Raw genomic sequence first — 21,055 nt, forward strand, 5'->3', positions numbered from 1 at the left:
TCAACCGTGTGGGGAAGGCAGGCGCGAGGCCCGCGCACGCCGGGCTTCGTTGTCATCGAGGGTGCGCAGCGTGGTGTGCACGAACTCGAGGTGGGCATGTGCGGCGGCGCGCGCGCGTTCGGGGTCGCCGGCCAGCACCGCATCCATCATCTCGCGGTGCTGGTCGGACAACGGAGAGAAGGTCCTGGCCGAGGTGTACAGCTTTTCCCGGCTCTGCGAGATGTTGGTCTGCAGCAGTTCGAACAGACCACGCATCACCTGCAGCAGCACCAGGTTGTGCGACGCCTCGGCGATGGACAGGTGGAAGGCCGCGTCGGCCTCGGCTTCGCCAGTGGGGTCGTCCTTGCCATGCGCGTCCATCATGGTCTGGAACGCCTGGGCGATGCGCGCACGGTCTTCGTCGGTGGCGCGCAGCGCCGCGTGCCAGGCCGTGGCGCCTTCCAGCGCGTGGCGGATTTCCAGCACGTCGAAGCGGTATTCCGGGTCGCCCTGGAACAGCGGCAGGTATGGCACCAGGGGTTCATCCAGTGCCTGCCGTGCCCGTGCGGCGGGCTCGCTCACATAGGTGCCACCACCCACGCGCGCGGTCAGCAGACCGTGGCTGGCCAACTGTGCAATGGCCTCGCGCAGTGCCGTGCGCGAGACCCCCAGCTGCACCGCCAGCGTGCGCTCGGCCGGCAGCCTGTCGCCCGGCTGCAGCTGCCGTTCCTGCACCAGCGCACGCAGCTGCGCGGCCACCTTGTCCGAAACCCGTTGTGTGCTCATGGCGCCATTGTGGCCCGAAGCACGCCGCTGTTGGTCGGCCGGCGCTGCATGCTCAGGGAATCATCCAGGTCAGCCAGTAGGCCTGGGCCAGGGTGATCAGGCCGACCATCGTGGTGAAGATCAGGCTGTGCTTGACGGTGAAGCGGAACAGGTCCGACTCTTTGCCAGCAAGGCCCACCGCTGCACAGGCAATGGCAATGGACTGCGGCGAGATCATCTTGCCGGTGACGCCGCCGGTGGTGTTGGCTGCCACCAGCAGCACGTCGGACACGCCGATCTGCTGCGCGGTGGTCGCCTGCAGCGCCGAGAACAGCGCATTGGACGAGGTATCCGAACCGGTCAGGAACACGCCCAGCCAGCCCAGGAACGGCGAGAAGAACGGGAACGCCTTGCCGGTGTGCGCCAGTGCCAGCGCCAACGTGGCCGACAGGCCCGAATAGTTGGCGATGAAGGCGAACGCCAGCACCATGCCGATCGAGAAGATCGGCATGCGCAGTTCGCGCACGGTTTCACCGAAGGTCTGCAGCGCCGACCGCGCCGGCATGCGCAGGGCGATGATCGCGATCACCGCGGCGAGGATGATCGAGGTACCGGTGGCCGAGAACCAGTCGAACTTGTACACCGCCTCATAGCTCAGCGGCGCATCGACGATCGGCGGCATCTTCTGCACCATCTGGTCCAGGCCCGGCACCGGGATCTTCAGCACCCAGCCTTCAAGCGGGCCACCGGCTGCGAACAACGACTTGAACGGCTTGATGCTCCACACAGTGACCATCGCGGTGAGGATCAGGAACGGCGACCACGCCTTGGCGATCTGGCCAACGCTGTGGCGCGGTGCTTCCAGTGCCTGTGCCGCCGCCTCGGCGCTGGTTTCGGTATCGAAGCGGAAGATCCGTACCGGCTTCCAGCGGCGCAGGAACAGGGTCAGGCAGACCAGCGACGCCAGCGAAGCGGTGATGTCCGGCAGTTCCGGGCCGATGAAGTTGGAGGTCAGGTACTGGGCAATGGCGAACGAACCGCCAGCCACCAGCACCGCCGGCCAGGTTTCCTTGATGCCGCGCCAGCCATCCATGATCGCCATGATCCAGAACAGCACGATGATGGTCAGGAACGGCAGCTGGCGGCCCGCCATCTGGCCGATCTCGAAGGCGTCCAGGCCAGTCACCTGCCCTGCCACGATGATCGGAATGCCCATCGCACCGAACGCCACTGGCGCGGTGTTGACGATCAGGCACAGGCCGGCCGCATACAGTGGCTTGAAGCCCAGCCCGACCAGCAGCGCGGCGGTAATCGCCACCGGCGCACCGAACCCGGCCGCACCCTCCAGGAAGGCACCGAAGGCGAAGCCGACCATCAGCATCTGCAGCCGCTGGTCTTCGGTAACCGACAGGATCGAGGCGCGGATGATGTCGAACTGGCCGGTCTTGACCGAGACCTTGTACAGGAACACCGCGCCGATGATGATCCAGGCAATCGGCCACAGGCCATAGACGAAGCCGAAGCCTGCCGCGCCCAGCGCCTGCGCCACCGGCATGCGATAGAACAGCAGTGCCACGCCAAGTGCGATGGCCACGGTGATGGTGCCGGCGATCCAGCCCTTCATGCGCAGCACGGCCAGGGCAACGAAGAAGAAGGCGATCGGCAGCAGCGCGATCAGGCTCGACAACCACAGGTTGCCAGCGGGGTCGTACACGTGTTGCCAGGGCTGCATGAGGGCTCTCGACAGGAACAGGAGGTTCCCCACCGGGTGGGGGCGTCGTGCCCGTCATCATTGGTCGTACCGATTTGACCAGTGAACGGACCACAGGCGCGAATTGAACCGCCAATCCTGCGAAGAGCCTATTAGACCATAGGGCTATACGGAATTATTGGTAGTACCATTGTTGGGATTACAGCTTCTTCTCCACCCGTCGGATCAGCGCGAGCACCAGTACGCACAGCACGCTGACACCGAGTGCGATCACGTACTTGCCGATGCCCACGGCAATGCCGATGGCAGCCGCCATGATCAAGGAGCTGGCCGTGGTGAGCCCGCTGACCTGGTCCTCGCGATTGCCACGCAGGATGGTGCCCGCGGCGACGAAACCGACGCAGGCCACCACCGCTTCGATCAAGCGCACCGGGTCGACCTGCAGCAGATCGCGGTAGCGCTCCTGCTGGAAGTGTTCGGCCACCGAGTCACCGAGCCCGACGATCAGCGCAGCAGCACCGGCGATCAGCATGTGCGTGCGCAGGCCGGCAGCGTGCTTGCCCATCTCGCGCTCGACGCCCAGCACGCCGCCAAAGACCATGGCAGCGGCCACGCGCAGCAGAATGGACATGTCCTGGGTGAGTTCCATAAAGAGGCTCCGGTAGTTTCCCGGAGCGTTGCGCGGCGGCCGTGGGACGGCGGTGAAGGCGATGGCACGCCCTCTTCACCGCGCGGATTCATCCAGGCATGGCGTCGACCGGTTGATCACCGCCATGCGTACCCCGGTTGCACCCGGTTACTGCGCCAGATAGCCACCATCGATGGCGTAGTACGCACCCGTCGCGAACGAGGCATCGTCGCTGGCCAGCCAGGCCACCAGCGCGGCCACTTCCTGCGGTGTTCCCAAGCGCTTGAGCGCATGCCGCCCTTCCAGCGTTGCACGCACCTTGGCGTCCATCTTTTCAAGCAACGGCGTGTTGATGAAGCCCGGGCCCACCGCATTGATGCGGATGCCATCGGCGGCATGCTCCCATGCAGCCGTCTGGGTCAAGCCGACCACACCATGTTTGGCGGCCGCGTAGGCGGTCGAGCCGGCATAGCCCACCTGCCCCAGAATGGAGGCCATGTTGATGATGCTGCCACCACTGCCCGCCGCACGCATCGCCTGGATCTGCGCCCGCTGGCACAGGAACACGCTGGTCAGGTTCACATCCACCACGCGTTTCCAGCCATCGATCGGGTAGTCGCCACTGCTGGCCGCTGGCCCGCCGATGCCCGCATTGTTCACCGCGATGTGCACGCCGCCCAGTTCCTTCACCGTGCGCTGCACCGCCGCTTCCACCGCCGCCTCGTCGGTCACATCCAGCGCGACGCCGATGGCCTCAGCCCCCTGGCTGCGCAGCGCGGCCACTGTTGCATCCACCGCTTCCTGCTTCAGATCCCACACCGAAATGCGCGCACCGGATGCAGCGAGCGTTTCTGCTACCGCCAGGCCGATACCGGAAACACCACCGGTCACGATCGCGGTTTTTCCGTTGAGCTGGTAATCAATCATCTGTGGTCTCCATGCGTTGGGAATCGATGCGGACAGAAGCGTCCGACTCCACCGACACTACGCCTTTCTTCGTGACGAAAGCGCTGCATGGGGGATACTTGCGCGTATGCCCGGCAAAGAAACTCCCATGCGTACAGCCTGCGTTCCGCTTACTGCCGATGCCGAACGGCGGCTGGACACCGATTCCTGCCTGCCCGGCGACCTGTACGAGGTGATGCTCAGCGATTCCACGGTCGATCTTCTGTTCGACAGCGGCTTCCTCACCGCCCTCAATACCCGTTTCGGTCTGCTCTTTGACCGCTACGAAGACGAATCGATCACCCGCACCGAGCAGTTGCAGTACGCACGCGCATTGCTGCGCGAGCTTCAACTTGGCCGTAAATGCCAATCGATTGACCCGCTGGATATCGCATTCGGGCTGGCATTGGAGAAAATGACGGGAATCTATTTCTACCTCTGAAAGCGCAGGACCGATCCGCGCTGCAGGTGCACGATGGAACGTGCGGGCACATCGTCGCCGGCACCCGTCTTTTATTGTTGAGCGCCGAGCGATGTCCCGATATTTCACGTTTGCCGATTACCGCCGTTTTGGCCAGCGACACGGCTATGACTACCGTGCCGATCCAAGCCACCTGCGCGAAGAACAGTGGGCCGGCCACGGCGACCTGCACGAACAGACCCTGCGCGGGGGCATGAGCCTGCTCGCATCGGATGTGCACAACCGCATCGCCTATACCGCCACAGCGCACGAAAGGCCCGGCCTGGTCATCCGCGTGATGCTGCAGGGCCAGGTCGACGTGCAAGTTCCCAACCGCAGTGACTTCAGCCTGCGCGCAGGCACCGCAGTGACCACCAGCCACCGCGACCATGTGGCAATGGTCGGCGTCCATCCGGGCAATACGCGCCTGCGTGGCATCAGCCTGTTGGTGCCCGCCGACATGGATCCGGACGTGTTCCAGCAACCGCAACTGCAACAGGCGTTGCGCGCGCCACTGGAATGCCGCCATTGGGCCATCCCGCACGCGATGCTGCCGACCCTCGCGCAGTTGTTCGACAGCCCTTGGCAGGACGATCTGGATGCACTCTGGCGCGAAGGCGTGGCGCTGCAGCTGCTGACGGTGGGTCTGCAGGCCGATGATCTGCACGTTGAAGGTGCACGCATGCTGCGCAGCGGCCAGCGCAGCCGGCTCGAGCGCGTGCGGGCTTTCCTGCACGACGATCCCGCCCATGCGCACAGCCTGGTCGAGCTGGCCCAGTTGGCCTGCATGAGCCCCAGCGCGCTGCGCCGGCACTTCGTCCAGGAGTATGGCTGCTCGGTATTCGACTACCTGCACGAACAGCGCATGCGTCACGCCGAGCAGGGCCTTCGTGAATCCGGCTGGAGCGTGGAGCGGGCGGCGGCGGAAACCGGCTATCGTCATCCCAGCAACTTCGCCGCAGCATTCCGCAAGCGCTTCGGGCTGGTGCCCAGCCGCTGGCGCACCGGCCCTTCGAAGGTCGGCTGAAGCCCATCTGCTCTGGTAGGTGTCGACCTTGGTCGACACGCTTTCGCGTCATCGCAGACGCCGGGCATAGCCCGGCGTCATCCCCTCCGCCTCAATACACCGGCAGCTCGATGTAGCTGGCCTGCGCGGCGCTGTGCCACACCCGCTGTGTGGCCTTCTGGTAGTCACCCGGCTTGGCCAGGTAGATGTTGGGCACGTAGGTCTGCGGGTTGCGGTCGTACAGCGGGAACAGGCTGGACTGCACCTGCACCATCACCCGGTGGCCTTTCTGGAAGGTGTGGTTGGCATTGGGCAGGTCGAAGCGGTACGGCAGCACCTGGTTGGCCGCCAGCGCCTTGGGATCGCTGAAGCTCTCGCGGTAACGACCACGGAAGATCGCCAGTGACACCGGCAGCTCATAGCCACCCATCTCCGGCGTCGACGCCTCCTGGTCCGGATACATGTCGATCAGCTTCACCACCCAGTCGCTGTCGGTGCCACTGGTGGATGCCTGCAGGTTCACCACCGGCGCGCCACCGATGCGCAGGGGTGCGGACAACGGCTCGGTGATGAAGGTCAGCACGTCAGGCCGGCCATCGACGAAGCGCTGGTCCTTGACCAGCCAGGTGGTCCACATGTCGCGGTCGCCGAAGCGCACCGGGCGCGGCACGAACGGCACCGGCTTGGACGGGTCGGACACGTATTCCTCGAAGTCGCCCTCGCCCGCCGCCGGTGCCTGGAACGCCAGCTTGCCACCGGCACGCAGGTACAGCTGCTTGCTGCTGGCAGCACACGCCTTCTCGCAGCTGCGTGGCCAGCCCTGCAGGCGGTCCCAGTGGTTTTCACCGGTGTTGTAGACCAGCACCGGTGGTGTATCGGCCTTCGGCGCGCCGTCCACCAGGTACTGGTCGAAGAACGGCTTGAGCACGTCGCGGCGGAACTGCAGCGCGGTATCGCCGTCGAACTTCAGCGCCCCCAGCTGGCTGCCGTCATAGTTCACCTGGCTGTGCCGCCACGGCCCCATCACCAGGTAGTTGTGGGTATTGCCGGTATCGCGCCCTTCCATCGCCTGGTAGGCGTGGTTGGCACCCCACATGTCTTCCTGGTCCCACAGGCCCTGCAGCCACATGGTCGGCACCTTCAGCGGCGTCTTCGCCATCACCGCATCCAGCGCCTGGCCCTGCCAGAACGCATCGTATGCGGGGTGCTGTACCAGCTTCTTCCACCAGGTCAGCTGGTCCACGCCGGTAAAGCGGGCGTAGTCACCGGCCGAGCCGATGCGCAGGAAGGTGCTGTAATCGTCGTAGCCGAGCGACGGCAGTGGCGTGCCCTTGCCGCGCTTCTCGGTCTGCATGGCGAAGTAGTTGAAATTGACCTGGCGGAAGGCGCCGTAGTTGAGCCAGTCGTCGCCCATCCAGCCATCGACCATCGGGCTCTGCGGCGCTGCCACCTTCAGTGCCGGGTGCGGATCGGTCAACGCCATCACCACGGTAAAGCCTTCATACGACGAGCCGAGCATGCCGACCTTGCCATTGGTTTCCGGCACATGCTTGACCAGCCAATCGATGGTGTCCCACGCATCGGTGGAATGATCGACCTTGGTACCGTTCAGCGGCCCGCGCAGCGGCCGGGTCATCACGTAATCGCCCTCGGAGCCGTACTTGCCACGGATATCCTGGAACACGCGGATGTAGCCGCCATCGACGAACACTTCATCGCCCTGCGGCAGCAGATCGCGCATGCGCGGAGAATCGCTGCGGCTGGCGCGGCCGGCGGCGTCGTACGGTGTGCGGGTCAACAGGATCGGCGCGTTGTGGGCACCCTTGGGCACCACGATCACCGTATACAGCCTGGTGCCATCGCGCATCGGCACCATCACCACGCGCTTGTCGTAGTCGCGGCCCACATCGGGAGCGACGAAGGGTTTTCCGCTGATGTCCGGGGTCATCGGCGGCGTGTCGGCGGCCAGCACGGCGCTGGACAGGCTCAGGGCTACGGCAACAGCAACGGCACGCACACGCATGGACATCACCTCCCGGCAGGAAAGGTTCCAGCCTACTCCCGTAGCCCCCGGCAAAGCGCGTGCCTGCTTTGCATTCTGCGGCGTTTACAGGCAGGACTGATGGCACATGTGCGGGCCGCTGCCGCTGCGTTCGCCGGGCATGGCCCGGCGCTACCCGTTCGCGGACAACCACGGTAGCGCCGGGCCATGCCCGGCGGATTCATCACGCCACCGCTACCTCATGCAACGCCAGCCAGCGCCAGCGCCCGTCTTCCTGCCGCAGCACCGCCAGCGATTCCCGCCATGTGGGTTCGCCCGCGCCTACGGCATGTCCCTCGCGATAGCGCAGCACCGCCAGCGGCATCGGCGCTTCCATCGCCTGCACAGCCTCGATGGCGATCTGCAGCCCAGGTCGCGCACCGTGGCCACCCGCGAACAGCGCCTGCACTGCACTCCGGTCCAGTCTGCGTCCGGCAATGCCGACCATGCTGAAGTCCGCGCAGAAATGCGCCATCAGATCGTCCAGTGCATCGGCCGCGATCCCCGCGCGGAACCAGGCCTGCAGCTTGTCGTGCAGAAGGTGGATTTCGTGTTCGGCGGTCATGTCCATCAAGCGGTCTCGGTCGTGGAAAGGGAATGCAGCTGCGCGCGGTGCAGCAGCGCCAGCGGCAACAGGGTGAGTACGGCGGCCAGTCCCAGCGCCACGCCGGTGGCATGCGCCGGCCACCACTGCATGGCCAAGGCCAGCAGCAGCGCGATGGCGGCGGTACCCAGGCAGAAGCTGAGCTGGCGGTTGAGGTTCCACAGCGCACTGGCATCGCCCAGCGCCTCGGCGTCCACACCATGGAACGCCAGCGTCTGCGCGGTGCTGCTGCACAGGCTGCCTCCGGCGCCCATCAATGCGAACAGCATGGCGGCCAGCACGAACGATGGCTGCGATTGCAGTGCCATCAGCAGCAGACCGCTGGCCTGCAGGACCATGCCCAGCCGCAGCACCGTGCCCGGCCCGACGCGCGCCAGCAATCGCCGGCTGCCGGTGATCGCCAGTGCCGAGGCCAGCGCCCACGGCAGCATCAGGGCGCCGATCTGCGCAGCGCTGTAACCGGCGTGGTTCAACTGCAGGGTACTGGCCAGCTGGCTGCCGATGAACACGCCCGGCACTGCCAGATACACCAGCATCGCCATGCGCAGGCCCCTGTGTGACAGCAGCGACCAGCGCAGCAGCGGCTGCGGCTGCCGGCGCGCATGGCGTAGATGAGCGACAGCCAGCACTGTCGCCAGCAGCAGCAACCCTGCACCGGCGAAGCGATGGCCGGGCTCACCCAGACAGGTCAGCGCCAGCAGCAACGCGCCCAGCGCAGACATCGCGGTGGCCAGTGCATAGCCCTGCAGGCGTGGCGCACTGCGCCGGCCATCGGCTGGCATCCACGCCAGTACCAGAGCGATCGCCAGCACCGCCAGCGGCAGGCTGGCCCACAGCACGCCGCGCCAGGACAACCATTGCACCAGCAGGCCGCCAAGGGCCGGTGCCAGCGCCGGTACCAGCAACGCCACCAGCAGGATGCGCCGGGTCAGCGCACCGCGTTGTTCAGGCGTGCACTGCCGGTACGCCGCCGCCTGCGCCACCGGAATCAACAGGCCACCGGCCAGCCCCTGCAGAAATCGCCAGCCCAGCAGCCAGCCGATGGACGGCGCGGCGCCGGCCAGGCCCGCGGCCACCGCGAACAGCAACAAGGCAACCAGCAGCAGGCGACGCTCACCGCAGCGCGCGGCCAGCCACGGCGCCAGCGGAATCACCACGCTCAGGCCCAGCATGTAGGCGGTGCCCACCCAGGCCAGGGTGCCGATGTCCGCATGCAGCTCGGCCGCCAGCGCCGGGTAGGCCACCGTGGCGATGAACATGTTGACCAGGTCCAGGGCGAACACCAGCAGGAAGATCGCCTCATGGCGCAGGCGGGGGGACGGCATTGGCGGCGCTCCAGCGGGGAAGCGACCAGCATGCCGTCCGGACCTTGTTGGAAAAACACGACAACAGCTGCAACACTGTCAAACCTGCTTTGACAATGAATCGCCATGGTCAGCCTCGATCGCTTCGATATCTTCCGCGCCGTGGTCGAGGCGGGCAGCCTGACCGCCGCTGCCGAGCGCCTGGGCCTGAGCCGCGCGGTGGTCAGCTTCAACCTGAAGCGGTTGGAGCAGGAACTCGGGGTAACCCTGCTGCTGCGCAGCACCCGCCACCTGGCGCTGACCGAGGCCGGCGAACAGTTCCTGCAGCACTGCGTGCAGGCACTGGATGCTGCGCAGGCCGCGATCGATGCCGCACGCCGCGACCAGCATCAGCTGCAGGGCATGCTGCGCCTGACCACCACCCCGGAGTACGCGCAGCTGCGGCTGATTCCGGCACTGGAAGCCTTCCGCACGCAGCATCCAGCGCTGGTGCTGCATCTGTCGACCTCGCCGGCACCGGCCGACCTGATTCCCGAACGCTTCGATCTGGCGATCCGTCTCGGCCGCCTGCCGGACTCGGGACTGCATGCCAGCGAGCTGGAGCGGCATCCGTTGTGTGCAGTCGCCGCGCCCGCTTTGCTGGCTCGCCTGCCATCCGCCGATGCTGTCGATGACCCCGTACAGCTGGGCACCCTGCCACGCCTCGGCTATCCGCGCCTGGCCGATGTGCCGGTGGTCGCACCGGATGGCAGCGATGCCCTGTTCGCCACCAACCCGGGCAACGCAGTGATACGCGTGGATGGGGCCAGCAGCCTGCGCGCGTTCGCCGTGGCCGGTGCAGGTGTCACCGTGCTGCCACGCTGGCTGATCGAAGACGACCTCGCCCACGACCGCCTGCGCCCCGTTCTGCGCCAGCATCGCTTCCCGCAGCAGAGCGTCTACGCGGTGTACCCGCACAGCAACCAGCCCTCGCCGAAAGTGCGGCAGCTGATCGATTTCCTGCGCGTGTGGTTTGGTGACGACGCCGGCTGAATCCCTCGCCCGCCGGCCATGCCCGGCGAGCGCAGCGGCAACACCACAAACCAACACGGCCCCTTGCGGGGCCGTGTCTTCAAGCATCAACAACCCGCCGTATCAGCGCAGCACCTGCTCCACCAGCTGCACGTCCACGCTCTGCAGCGGCTCGGCAGCATTGCGCGACAGCTGCACCTGGTAGGTGCCGCCATCGATCTTCCATTGGCGAGCCTGTGCATCGTAATGGGCCAGGGTCTTCGGCTCGGCTTCGATGCGGATGCGGCGCTGCTCGCCCGGCTGCAGGTTCACCTTGTCGTAGCCGATCAGGCGGATCGGCGTGGTGCTGCCAGCCGGCAGCTTCAGGTACAGCTGGGCGACATCTGCACCGGCGCGCTTGCCGGTGTTGCGGATGTCGACGCTGGCGACCAGGCGCGAACCTTCCACGCTCACCTTCAGGTTTTCATAGGCGAACGAGGTGTAGGACAGGCCGTGGCCGAAGGCAAAGGTCGGGGTCAGGCCCTTGGCTGCCATCCACTTGTAGCCGACGTTGGCGCCTTCGATATCGAAATCGAACACATCGCCGAACGGCTTGGCCGGCTTGAAGCCGAGGCCATCGATGTGCGGACGCGGCAGCTGCGATTCGTCCACCACCCAGGTCACCGGCAGGCGGCCGGACGGATTGGCCTGGCCGGTCAGCAGTGCGGCAATGCCTTCACCGCCGCGGATGCCCGGGTACCAGGCCTGCAGCACCGCCGGTACCTGCGCCAGCCACGGCGTGCGCACCGGGCCGTTGGTCTCCAGCACCAGCACGGTCTTCGGGTTGGCCTTGGCCACCGCCGAAATCAGCGCGTCCTGGTTGTCCGGCAACTGCATGTCCGGCAGGTCCACGGATTCGGCTGCCCACTGGGTAGCAAACACGATGGCCACATCCGCCTGTGCGGCAGCCTTGGCCGCAGCGGCAGCATTGGTGCCGTCCACATAGGTGATGGTGGCATCCGGACGCGCGGCACGCAGCGATTCCAGCGGCGAGGACGGGTGGAAGATCACCGGGCCCGGCCAGGTGGTCGGCAGCACGCCCGGCACCGCATTGGTGCCCTTGGCAGTAACGCCCACCATCGACGAACCACCGCCACCGATCACGCCCTTGTCGGCATGGCCACCGATGATGACGATGCGCTTGGCGCTGTCGGCCAGCGGCAGCAGGCTGCCTTCATTGCGCAGCAGCACGCTGCCTTCTTCCACCGTGCGCTGGGCCACGGCGAAGCCGGCTTCTGCGTCGACCTTCTGGTGCTGCGGCGGGTTGTCGAAGTTGCCGTGCAGGAACATCGTGCGCAGGATGCGCGCCACCATGTCGTTCAGGCGCGCCTGCGGCACCACGCCGCCGTGCACGGCCAGACGCAGCGGCTCATCGAAGAACACCGCCGCATCGAACACTTCACCGGCCGACTGCTGGTCCAGCCCGGCCAGCGCCGCCTTCGAACCGCTGTGCACACCACCCCAGTCGGACATCACGAAACCGGGGAATTTCCACTCCTGCTTCAGCACCTGGTTCATCAGGTAGCCGTTCTCGCAGCCGTAGGTGCCATTGATCTTGTTGTAGGAACACATCGCAACGCCCGGACGACCGGCTTCCAGCGCGATCTCGAACGCCAGCAGATCCGATTCGTGCATGGCCTGTTCGCCGATGCGCACGTCGTGGAAGTTGCGGCGGGTCTCCATGTCGTTCAGCGCGAAGTGCTTCATCGACGAAATGACGTGCTGGCTCTGCACGCCCTGGATCACCGCGCCGACCATCGAACCGGCCAGCAGCGGATCTTCACCGGCGTATTCGAAGTTGCGGCCGTTGCGCGGGTCACGCTGCAGGTTGACGCTGCCGGACAGCAGGATGTTGAAGCGCTGCTGCCAGGCTTCGCGGCCCATCGTTGCGCCGCCGGCAAAGGCAACACCCCGGTTCCAGGTGGACGCCGTGGACGGACCCGACGGCATTGCCGTGGCGAAATCACCCGGGCGGATGCCACCCGGATTGGTCACGCCCACGCCAGCGTCGGCCGACTGCTGCGACGGAATGCCCAGGCGCGCCACGCCCGGTACGAAACCGGCCGAACCCACCGCACCTTCCGGCAGCTTGCCGCCATCCTTGCCCAGCCCGAAGTAGCTGTGCAGCATCTGGAACTTCTCGTCCTCGGTCATCGCCTTCAGCAGCAGCGCAGCGCGCGCATCAGCGGTGAGCGTGGTGTCCATCCACGGCTGCTCGCCGCCCTTGTCGGCGGCATACGCCAGGGTCAGCAGGGTTGCACGCAGCGCGCTGCCTTCCACCTTGAACGGCGCACTGCTGGCAGCCTGGAAACCATCGCTGAAATAGCTGGCATCGGCTTCCAGGGCCACGCGTGCCGGGTCGAAGCCGGCGGCCTTGGCCGATTCTCCGGCTACCGCACCGAGCAGCACGGCCGGTGCGCCAAGCCGCGAACGCGACACCAGCGCCGGCAGCTGCGTGGCACCGGCGCCCGCATCGGTGTAGACCGCCACGGCATGGCGGCCGTCATCCAGGCGCAGATAGTTCAGGCCCGGCTGGTCCGGGCCGGATTCGGCAGCGATCGGCAGCCGGGTCAACACGGCCTGGCCGTGCTGGGTCTGGCCATCATCCTTGCCGGCGGCGATGAAGCGGTACTGGTAGCCCAGGCCATCGGCCAGCAGCTGCAGCGGGTCGACCTGGCCGATGCCGCGCTGTACCTGGCGAACGCTGACCGCGTCCACCTGCAGGGTCTTCAACTGTGCAGCCAGGGCCGGCATCGCGTCCGCTGCCGGCGCCTGCTCCAGGGTCAGCACGGTGAAGGCGGCGGAGTCGGCCCAGGCCGGGGTGGCTAGTGCGGCAGACAGGGCCAGGGACAGGGCGAGCGGCTTTGTAAACGTTTTCATCGGCGGGCGTAATTCCGTTGCCAAGGCAATCGGTCCAGGGAAAGTGCCGCCGAAGGGTGCAGCGTCATGCCGCGCATGCGTTGCCGGGCAACGCCTTGCAGGCCAGAGGACGGACCGGTCTGCGCGCGGGACCCTCCTCCCGTGCGTGACAACCTGCCTGTCCGGGCCGCGCAGGGCGACCCATCATGTGAAGAGTGTGCGAGGGCGTTCATCGCTGTCAACAGGACCTAAGTCACAGGCGCTACCTGCACGATGGTTATCAGCCCATCACCGGCGGTCATCAGCGGGCCGCGCGCGGCTGCCGATAATGGATCTCCCCGGCGACGAATCGAGCCCATGACCGTACATCGCGACTTCGACCATCTCTGGCGCGACCGCTGTGACACCTCCAGCCAGCGCAGCCCGCGCGTGCTGATCCGGGTATTCGTCGCCCCCGGCGAACTGGAACGCAGCGTGGCCTTCTACGAGCAGCTGCAGGGTGTGGTCGCCGATGCCGGCTTTCCGTTTCCCGAGGCGGGCCTGCGCTTGGCGATGGTCGGTGCGTTCCTGCTGATCGAAGGCTGCGACGAGGCGCTGGCGCCCTTCACGTCGACCACGGGTACGCTGCTGGTCGACGACGTCCGTCCGTATCACGACAGACTGGTGGCCGCTGGCGCCGAGATCATCTTCCCACTGCAGGTCGTGCCCACCGGCGCGGCGTTCAATGCGGTGCATCCCGATGGCACCGTGGTCGAGTACGTGCACCATCGGCCGGATCCGCAGGGGCGCTGAGGTGGCGCGCCCCACCTCAGTAGATCCACGCCATGCGTGGATGCCTTGCACCCGGAGCCGTGCGGCACCATGACCGCCATCCACGCATGGCGTGGATCTACTGCTCTACCTGCGCCATCTACGCATGGCGTGGATCTACAATTCCACCATGTCCTCCCCCGCTCTACCCTGGAATGGCACCCTGCTGCTGGATGCACACGTTGCCGTGCTGCAGGGCCACGCCGGTGACAGCGCTGCGCATGCGCACTACGCCCATCAACTGCTGCTGAGCGAAGGCGCGCCCTGGCAGGTCGAGATCGATGGCGTGCGGAAGCAAGGCCAGCGGTTATGGCTGCCCTCCTTCCAGCCACACGCGATCCTGTCGGCTCCCATTGACGGCTGCACGGTGTTCCTCGAACCGGCGCATGCCGACCTCGAACAGATCCAGCAGCATCTGCAGTCGTTGCCAGGCAATGCCGCGCAACTGCACGAGTGGCTGCCACGGCTGAGCCGCCCGCAACCCCTGGACCGTCGCGTGCAGGCGGCGCTGGCCCGCATCACCCAGCACCTGCCCGGTCCGGTGCCCGCCGCCGATATCGCCGAGGCCGCGCATCTGTCGACCAGCCAGCTGCATCGGCGCTTCCAGTCCGAACTGGCCGTGACCCTGCGCGGCTGGGTGCTGTGGCAACGGCTGCGCAGCGCACTGGCGCATCATCTGCGCGGGCACAGCCTGACCGACAGCGCGCATGCCGCCGGTTTCGCCGACCTGCCCCACCTCTCGCGCAGCCTGCGCCGCATGTTCGGCATCGGCGCCGCGCAACTGCAGGGCCTGCAGCTGCACGCGGCCTGACTCCCCGATCAACCGCGCCTGCGCAGACCTTCCGGAAGCTCCGGCACATCACCATGCGGCAGCTCGCGGAAGGGCGCCAGCAGTTGTGCGGAATACGCCTGCGGATAGTCCGGCTGGCTGCCGATGCCCAGATCACGCTGCCCCAGCCGATAGCCCGGCGCATCGAACGCCGTTCCCAGCAGGTGGTCCCACACGGTCAGGAACAAGCCGAAGTTGACGTCGCCCGCAGTGCCATAGCGGATGTGGTGGAAGCGATGCAGCGGCGCCCATGCCATCACCCTGCCCAGCACACCCGGTCGCATGTCCACGTTGGAATGCTGCAGCAACAACTGGATCGCAATGGCAAACGCCAGCACTGCGGCCACCGGCATCGGCATTCCCAGCAACAGCAGCGGCAATACGCCACCCACTGCTTCGGCGGCCTGGTGCAGCGGGTGTTTCATCAATCCATTGAAACCGTACATGCGGGTCACGCTGTGATGCACCGCATGCAGCCGCCACAACCAGCCGATGCGGTGGCTGGCGTAGTGGACCAGGGTGATGCCAAGGTCAGCCGCGATGATCGCCACCAGCACCTGCAGCGCGAATGGCCACTGCGTCGGCCAGATGTGCCAGGGCACGATCACCGCCAGCAGCGGCACCGTGGCGATCGACAGCAGGTTCAGGCTTTCATTGACCAGCGCATGCAGGACGTCACGCAGGCGATCGCCATGGTCGTGGTTGAACGCCGGGTCGTATGGCCACATCCGCTCGGCAGCGAACGACACCGCGATGGCCACAGCCAGCAAGGCAAGCAGCCACAGCGGATCACCGTGATGGTGACCGACCCAGCCGATGGCGGCAGCAACAAAACCCAGCAGAAACAACGGGGCATACAGGCGGAGCATCCAGTGCTTCATGGGCAACCCGGGAAGTGAGGGGCCTGCATGTTGGCGGGGCGTACAGGTGGTCGGCTTGAACAAACGGCGCAATCCCCGCGTCATCCATCCACGCATGGCGTGGATCTACAATGGCGGCCTCATCGCGGCCGGGACCGGCATGGACTCCTTCACCTTGATGCGTGCCTTCCGCCGCATCGTCGAACGCGGCAGCCTGGCCCGTGCCGCCGAAGACCTGGGCCTGTCGCCAGCCGGGCTGAGCAAGCAGCTGCGTACGCTGGAAACGCATCTTGGCGTAGTACTGCTGCAGCGGACCACCCGCCGCATGAGCCTGACCGAAACCGGCCATGCCTATTACCGCGAATGCTGCCGCCTGCTCGATGAGCTGGACACCCTGGAGCGCGGCATCGCCCAGCAGCGCGGTGAAGTGAGCGGACGCCTGCGCGTCAATGCACCGCAGTCGTTCGCGCTGAGCACGCTGTCGCCGCTGCTGCCACGTTTCCTGCAGCAGCATCCGCAGCTTGCGCTCGACCTGGTGATGGAAGACCGGCTGCTCGATGCGGTCGGCGAAGGCTTCGATGTCTCCCTGCGCATCCGCGCCGAGCTGGAAGATTCGCGGCTGGTCGCACGCCGCCTGGCGTCGCTGCAGCAAGTGCTGTGCGCGGCGCCCTCCTACCTGCAGCACCATCCGGCACCGCAGGTGGTGGAGGAACTGCAGGCGCACAGCGTGCTCGGCTACAGCCTGTCCGATTCACCCGGCAGCTGGCCGCTGCTCGGCCCCGATGGTCAGGTCACGGTGACCCTGCCGACACGGGTCACCGCCAACAACAGCCTGCTGCTGCGTGACCTGCTGGTCGCCGGCGTCGGTATCGGTGCGCTGCCCTCGTTCCTGGCCGCACCCGCACTGGCCAGCGGCGAGCTGCAGCAGGTGCTGCCCGACCATCGCTATCCGCCGCGGTTCGTCTACGCGGTCTACCCCACCGCGCGCCACCTGCAACCGAAGGTACGCACCTTCATCGATTTCCTGCACGCCGAGCTGCCCGCCTGCGCCGGCCTGGATTCGTAACCGCCAGCGAAAACTGAGCTGCCCGCCGCGTGCTGTTTCGGCCCGGCGGCGACACCTACTCTGCCGCCTCCCCTCTCACGGACGGCAGGCCGATGATCGCCTTTCCTTCACTGACCACCACTGCACCGGTGGTCGATTTCTTCCATGACGTGGTCTGCGGCTGGTGCTTCGTGCTGGCCCCGCGCCTGCAGCAGGTCTCGGCCGAACTCGGCATCCAGGTCCGCCATCGCAGCTTCGTGCTTCAGGACTCGCGCGAACAGATGATCGAGGTGTTCGGCTCGATGCCGCGCGCCAAGGCCATCATCCTGCGCCACTGGGCCGACTGCGCCGCGCATGACGACAGCGCGCGCATCGACATCGACGGCATGCGCGCACAGGACTTCGAGTATCCGTCCGGCTGGCTCGGCGCACTGGCCTGCCAGACCGCCGGCATGCTCGGCGGCAACGACGCGCACGGCGCGATGTTCGATGCCGTGCAGTGGTCACACCTGCACCAGCACCGCAACATCGGCGACGCCGAAGTGCTGCTCGATATCGCCGAACACCTGGGTCATCGGCGTGGCGTCTTCGCCGACCGGATGCGCAGCGATGAGGTGCGCCAGCGCGTGCAGGCCGACCGCGCTGAAGCTGCCGCGCTCGGCATCCGCTCCATTCCAACCGTCATCACCGGCAACGGTCTGCGCCTGCAGACCCTGCCGCTGCCGCAACTGCGCCAGGCCCTGGCGCCGCTGGTCGTGGCCTGAGCCGCGCCGTTCCCCCACCCTGCAAGGAGATTTCCCATGACCCCACGTACCCTGGGCACCGCCCTGGCCCTGCTGCTGGCCGGCGCCGCCGTCAGCATTCCCGTATCCGCACACGAACGCGTTCCTTCCGGCCAGCAGGTCGGCACCAGCCCCTGGGGGCCGAAGGACGAGATCGGCCGCCTCAACCTGATCACCGAGGCATCGCGCGCGGCGATCCTGTCGCGGGTCAGCGGCGGCAAAGCCTACGATCTGGCAACCGAGTACTACGTCGGCATGCCCAGCTGGCAGGATGCCGGCGACCCGCACTACCAGTTCTGGATGACCCACACCCCGCGCGGCACGGTGATGGACGACCCGATGGGCGTGGGCGAGACGATGAACCTCACCCGCAGCTACACCGGCACCGCGTTCTCGATGTACAGCCATACCGGTACCCACATCGATGCGCTGAATCACTTCGGCATCCATGGAAAGATCTGGAATGGCTTCGAGGCCGACAAGCACCTCGGCGACCGCGGCTGGAACGTCACCGGCATCGAGAAATTCCCGCCGCTGATCGCCCGTGGGGTGCTGATCGACGTGGCCGGTGCCAAGGGCATGGACATGCTGCCGGACAGCTACCGCGTCACCCGCCAGGACCTGAAGGATGCGCTGGCGCGCCAGCACGTGCAGTTGCAGCAGGGCGACATCGTGCTGATCCGCACCGGTCGCATGCGCCTGTTCGAACAGCCCAAGGCGTACATGGCCAACCCGCCGGGCATGGGCCTGGATGCGGCGCGTTTCCTGGTCGAGGACAGCGGCGCGATGATCGTCGGCGCCGACAACCTCAGCTTCGAGACCTTCCCCTCCGAAGTGTCCGACGACTACGTGCCGCTGCACACCTACCTGTTGGCGCAGCAGGGCGCGCCGATCATAGAACTGGTGGCGCTGGATGAACTGGCCCGTGACAAGGTCTACGAGTTCGCCTTCATCGGTGGCCCGCTGAAGATCCGCGGTGGCGACGCCGCCCCGCTGCGCCCGGTGGCCCTGCCGGTCCGCCCATGACCCGATAGCGCCGGGCCAGGGTCCGGGGTGCCGGCCTTGGTCGGCACCGCATTTCCCCCATCCACGCATGGCGTGGATCTACTGCGGCCAAGCCAGCCACTCCCCGGTAGATCCACGCCATGCGTGGATGCTTTACCTCCTTCAGCAAGCTGAAACCCCACCCTCCGATTTCATTAGTAATATTACTCATAAGCAGAGTAGCATGTCCGGTCTCAGCCCCTGATACCGGCCTGTCGATACTCGCTCCATGCCCACCGTTTCCGCCCACTCCTGCCGCTTCCTGCCAGCCCGGCGCCTCTCTCGGAGGACCGGCTGATGGGCGCCGTCGTCGCCCTCGACCGCCTGCTGGACGGCCGCCAGGTCTGGCGCGGGCCGGCACGCCAGGGGCAGGCCAGCGGCCATCTGGCCAGTGGCCACCCGGCGCTGGACGCGCGCCTGCCCGGCAGTGGCTGGCCGGCCAGCGGGCTGTGTGAAGTGCTGCAGGCCGCACCCGGGGTCGGCGAACTGGCCCTGGTCTGGCCGGCGCTGGCGAAACTGAGCCAGCGCGAACGGCCGATCGTGCTGGTCGCCCCGCCCTACCGCCCGCATGCCCCGGCATGGGCCGCTGCCGGGCTCGACCTGGCCCAGCTGCAGATCATCCACGCCGCACCGAAGCAGGCCCTGTGGGCGACCGAGCAGTGCCTGCGCTCTGCTGCCTGCGCCGCCGTGCTGTGCTGGCCGCAGCAGGCTGACGATCGCGCCCTGCGCCGCCTGCAGGTTGCTGCCGACAGCGGCCAGTGCCTGGGTTTCGTGTTCCGCGAGGCCCGCGCCGCCCGCAACCCCTCCCCGGCCAGCCTGCGCCTGCAGCTCGACCACGGCCAGGCGCGGGTGTTGAAGTGCCGCGGCGGGCTGCCACCGGCGCAACCGTTGCCGCTGGCCATCGCCCACTGAGGCCGCGCCATGCACTGGGCCTGCCTGTTGTTGCCGCAGCTGGCGCTGGACAGCGTGCTGCGCCTGCAGCCGGATCCGCAGCGGCCGCTGGTGCTGCTGCAGGGGCCGGCGCAGCGTCGTGTGCTGCGTGCGGTCAGCCCTGCCGCGCGGGCAGCGGGGCTGCGCCCGGGCATGCTGCTGTCGGCCGCGCAGGTGCTGGTGCAGGACCTGCAGCTGCACGACTACGATCCCAGCGCCGAACAGCACACCCGGCAGTTGCTGGCCAGCTGGCTGTATGCCACCAGTTCGCTGGTCAGCCTCGATTTTCCGCATGCGCTGGTGCTGGAGATCGGTGCCAGCCGTGCCCTGTTCGGCGATTGGCTGACGATCGAACAACGCCTGCGCAACGGCCTGCACGAACTGGGCTTCCGCCATCGCCTGGTCGCCGCCCCCAACCCGCATGCCGCGCGCGTGCTGGCCAATGTGCACGATGGCCTTGGCATCGACGCGCAGCAGTTGCCCGCCGCACTGGCGCAGCTGCCACTGGCGCGTAGTGGCCTGCCCGTTGATGCGGTGACCGTGCTGGCACGCTCCGGCCTGCGCACGCTGGGCGCGGCCTTCGACCTGCCACGCGAAAGCCTGGCCCGCCGCTTCGCCCCCGAGGTGCTGCAGCAGCTGGATGCCGTGCGCGGCTTGGGCAACGCGCCGTTGCGCTATTACCAGCCGCCGGACCGGTTCGATGCGCGCATCGAATTCGAATACGAGATCGAATCCAGCCAGGCCCTGCTGTTCCCGCTGCGGCGCCTGCTGCTGGACCTGGCCGCGTTCCTGTGTTCGCGCGATGGCGGCGTGCAGCGTTTCGACCTGCATTTCGAACACGACCTGCTGCCGGCCAGCGTGCTGACCATCGGCCTGCTGGCCCCCGAACGCGATGCGGCGCTGCTGTTCGAGATCGCGCGCAACCGCATGGAAGGCTTCGCCCTGCCCGCCGGCAGCCGTGCATTGCGCCTGCAGGCCGAGCAGCTGCCACCGTTCGTGCCTGCCGCACGCGATCTGTTCGACACGCGTCCAGCGCAGGCGATGCCATGGACCCAGCTGCGCGAGCGCCTGCGTGCCCGCCTTGGCGATGACGCCGTGCAGCCGCTGGCCGTGCAGGCCGACCACCGCCCCGAGCGCGCCAGCGGCACCCAGCCACCGGCCAAGCCACCGGCGTACTGGCCGCTGCGCCCCGGCTGGCTGCTGGATACGCCGCAGCCGCTGCGCGATCCGCGCCTGCGCATCGTCGCCGGGCCGGAGCGGATCGAATCGGGCTGGTGGGACCAGGCCGACGCACGCCGCGACTATTACGTGGTGGAAACCGCGCAGGGCCAGCGTGGTTGGGCCTTCCGCACGCGCAATGATCCGCATGCACCGTGGATGCTGCACGGCTGGTTCGGTTGATC

19 protein-coding genes are annotated in these 21,055 nt (G+C 67.1%); 10 read left to right on the forward strand and 9 right to left on the reverse strand.

The genetic code is table 11. The features are described 5' to 3' along the window. From lldR to QP457_RS13115, 4 genes are all read right to left on the reverse strand, one after another. The gene (gene lldR / locus QP457_RS13100; protein WP_180167350.1) at nucleotides 1-765 is read right to left on the reverse strand and encodes a transcriptional regulator LldR; all 765 of its coding nucleotides are present in this window, start codon (nucleotides 763-765) and stop codon (nucleotides 1-3) included. A 52-nt stretch (nucleotides 766-817) separates the two neighbouring features. Next, complete coding sequence (gene lldP / locus QP457_RS13105; protein ID WP_205404461.1) at nucleotides 818-2,476, reverse strand: L-lactate permease; 1,659 nt, start codon at nucleotides 2,474-2,476, stop codon at nucleotides 818-820. A 178-nt stretch (nucleotides 2,477-2,654) separates the two neighbouring features. After that, nucleotides 2,655-3,104, reverse strand: a complete 450-nt coding sequence (locus QP457_RS13110) for an MgtC/SapB family protein (protein WP_100460309.1) — start codon at nucleotides 3,102-3,104, stop codon at nucleotides 2,655-2,657. 147 nt (nucleotides 3,105-3,251) lie between these two features. Beyond that, nucleotides 3,252-4,010: an SDR family NAD(P)-dependent oxidoreductase gene (locus QP457_RS13115; RefSeq protein WP_205404460.1), complete on the reverse strand. Its 759-nt coding sequence runs from the start codon at nucleotides 4,008-4,010 to the stop codon at nucleotides 3,252-3,254. A 127-nt stretch (nucleotides 4,011-4,137) separates the two neighbouring features. Here QP457_RS13115 and QP457_RS13120 point away from each other — a divergent pair, with 127 nt between their 5' ends. Then, nucleotides 4,138-4,470, forward strand: a complete 333-nt coding sequence (locus QP457_RS13120) for a hypothetical protein (RefSeq protein ID WP_205404459.1) — start codon at nucleotides 4,138-4,140, stop codon at nucleotides 4,468-4,470. A gap of 91 nt (nucleotides 4,471-4,561) precedes the next feature. After that, entirely contained in the window at nucleotides 4,562-5,515 is a 954-nt protein-coding gene (locus QP457_RS13125; protein WP_205404458.1) for an AraC family transcriptional regulator, read from the forward strand. Nucleotides 5,516-5,606: 91 nt separating this feature from the next. Here the strand turns inward: QP457_RS13125 and QP457_RS13130 are convergent, their stop codons facing one another. The 3 genes from QP457_RS13130 to QP457_RS13140 all read right to left on the reverse strand — a co-directional run bounded on the left by QP457_RS13130 (nucleotide 5,607) and on the right by QP457_RS13140 (nucleotide 9,464). Beyond that, entirely contained in the window at nucleotides 5,607-7,517 is a 1,911-nt protein-coding gene (locus QP457_RS13130) for a CocE/NonD family hydrolase (protein ID WP_205404457.1), read from the reverse strand. Between the two features lie 202 nt (nucleotides 7,518-7,719). Beyond that, nucleotides 7,720-8,106, reverse strand: coding sequence for a DUF4440 domain-containing protein (locus QP457_RS13135; RefSeq protein ID WP_205404456.1), 387 nt, complete (start codon nucleotides 8,104-8,106; stop codon nucleotides 7,720-7,722). Beyond that, nucleotides 8,106-9,464, reverse strand: a complete 1,359-nt coding sequence (locus QP457_RS13140) for an MFS transporter (RefSeq protein ID WP_205404455.1) — start codon at nucleotides 9,462-9,464, stop codon at nucleotides 8,106-8,108. Before QP457_RS13140 ends, QP457_RS13135 begins: the two co-directional genes overlap by 1 nt. Before the next feature lie 105 nt (nucleotides 9,465-9,569). Between QP457_RS13140 and QP457_RS13145 the strand changes: the two genes are divergently transcribed. Beyond that, nucleotides 9,570-10,475, forward strand: a complete 906-nt coding sequence (locus tag QP457_RS13145) for a LysR family transcriptional regulator (RefSeq protein WP_205404454.1) — start codon at nucleotides 9,570-9,572, stop codon at nucleotides 10,473-10,475. Between the two features lie 102 nt (nucleotides 10,476-10,577). Here the strand turns inward: QP457_RS13145 and QP457_RS13150 are convergent, their stop codons facing one another. Next, nucleotides 10,578-13,373, reverse strand: coding sequence for a glycoside hydrolase family 3 C-terminal domain-containing protein (locus QP457_RS13150; protein ID WP_205404453.1), 2,796 nt, complete (start codon nucleotides 13,371-13,373; stop codon nucleotides 10,578-10,580). 336 nt (nucleotides 13,374-13,709) lie between these two features. On the opposite strand from QP457_RS13150, the gene QP457_RS13155 reads away from it, so the two are divergent. Both QP457_RS13155 and QP457_RS13160 read left to right on the forward strand, forming a co-directional pair. After that, on the forward strand, nucleotides 13,710-14,144 hold the full coding sequence (locus QP457_RS13155; RefSeq protein WP_099821515.1) for a glyoxalase: 435 nt from the start codon (nucleotides 13,710-13,712) through the stop codon (nucleotides 14,142-14,144). Between the two features lie 124 nt (nucleotides 14,145-14,268). Beyond that, the gene (locus tag QP457_RS13160; RefSeq protein ID WP_205404452.1) at nucleotides 14,269-14,973 is read left to right on the forward strand and encodes an AraC family transcriptional regulator; all 705 of its coding nucleotides are present in this window, start codon (nucleotides 14,269-14,271) and stop codon (nucleotides 14,971-14,973) included. Nucleotides 14,974-14,981: 8 nt separating this feature from the next. Here the strand turns inward: QP457_RS13160 and QP457_RS13165 are convergent, their stop codons facing one another. Further along, entirely contained in the window at nucleotides 14,982-15,860 is an 879-nt protein-coding gene (locus QP457_RS13165) for a sterol desaturase family protein (protein ID WP_240196437.1), read from the reverse strand. A gap of 106 nt (nucleotides 15,861-15,966) precedes the next feature. Between QP457_RS13165 and QP457_RS13170 the strand changes: the two genes are divergently transcribed. From QP457_RS13170 to QP457_RS13190, 5 genes are all read left to right on the forward strand, one after another. Next, the gene (locus tag QP457_RS13170) at nucleotides 15,967-16,917 is read left to right on the forward strand and encodes a LysR family transcriptional regulator (protein ID WP_205404451.1); all 951 of its coding nucleotides are present in this window, start codon (nucleotides 15,967-15,969) and stop codon (nucleotides 16,915-16,917) included. A gap of 92 nt (nucleotides 16,918-17,009) precedes the next feature. Beyond that, the gene (locus QP457_RS13175; RefSeq protein WP_205404450.1) at nucleotides 17,010-17,660 is read left to right on the forward strand and encodes a DsbA family protein; all 651 of its coding nucleotides are present in this window, start codon (nucleotides 17,010-17,012) and stop codon (nucleotides 17,658-17,660) included. A 36-nt stretch (nucleotides 17,661-17,696) separates the two neighbouring features. Beyond that, nucleotides 17,697-18,704 (forward strand): cyclase family protein, encoded by a 1,008-nt coding sequence (locus tag QP457_RS13180; RefSeq protein WP_205404449.1) that lies wholly within the window; start codon nucleotides 17,697-17,699, stop codon nucleotides 18,702-18,704. A gap of 315 nt (nucleotides 18,705-19,019) precedes the next feature. Then, a complete protein-coding gene (gene imuA, locus QP457_RS13185; RefSeq protein WP_205404448.1) occupies nucleotides 19,020-19,634 on the forward strand; it encodes a translesion DNA synthesis-associated protein ImuA in 615 nt (204 codons plus the stop codon). A gap of 9 nt (nucleotides 19,635-19,643) precedes the next feature. Continuing rightward, nucleotides 19,644-21,053 carry a DNA polymerase Y family protein gene (locus tag QP457_RS13190; RefSeq protein ID WP_205404447.1) on the forward strand — a complete coding sequence of 470 codons (1,410 nt, stop codon included), beginning with the start codon at nucleotides 19,644-19,646 and terminating at the stop codon, nucleotides 21,051-21,053. Nucleotides 21,054-21,055 lie beyond the last annotated feature (2 nt).

Origin of the sequence: Stenotrophomonas sp. As-7 (assembly GCF_030291015.1) — a bacterium.
Taxonomy (GTDB): domain Bacteria; phylum Pseudomonadota; class Gammaproteobacteria; order Xanthomonadales; family Xanthomonadaceae; genus Stenotrophomonas; species Stenotrophomonas lactitubi.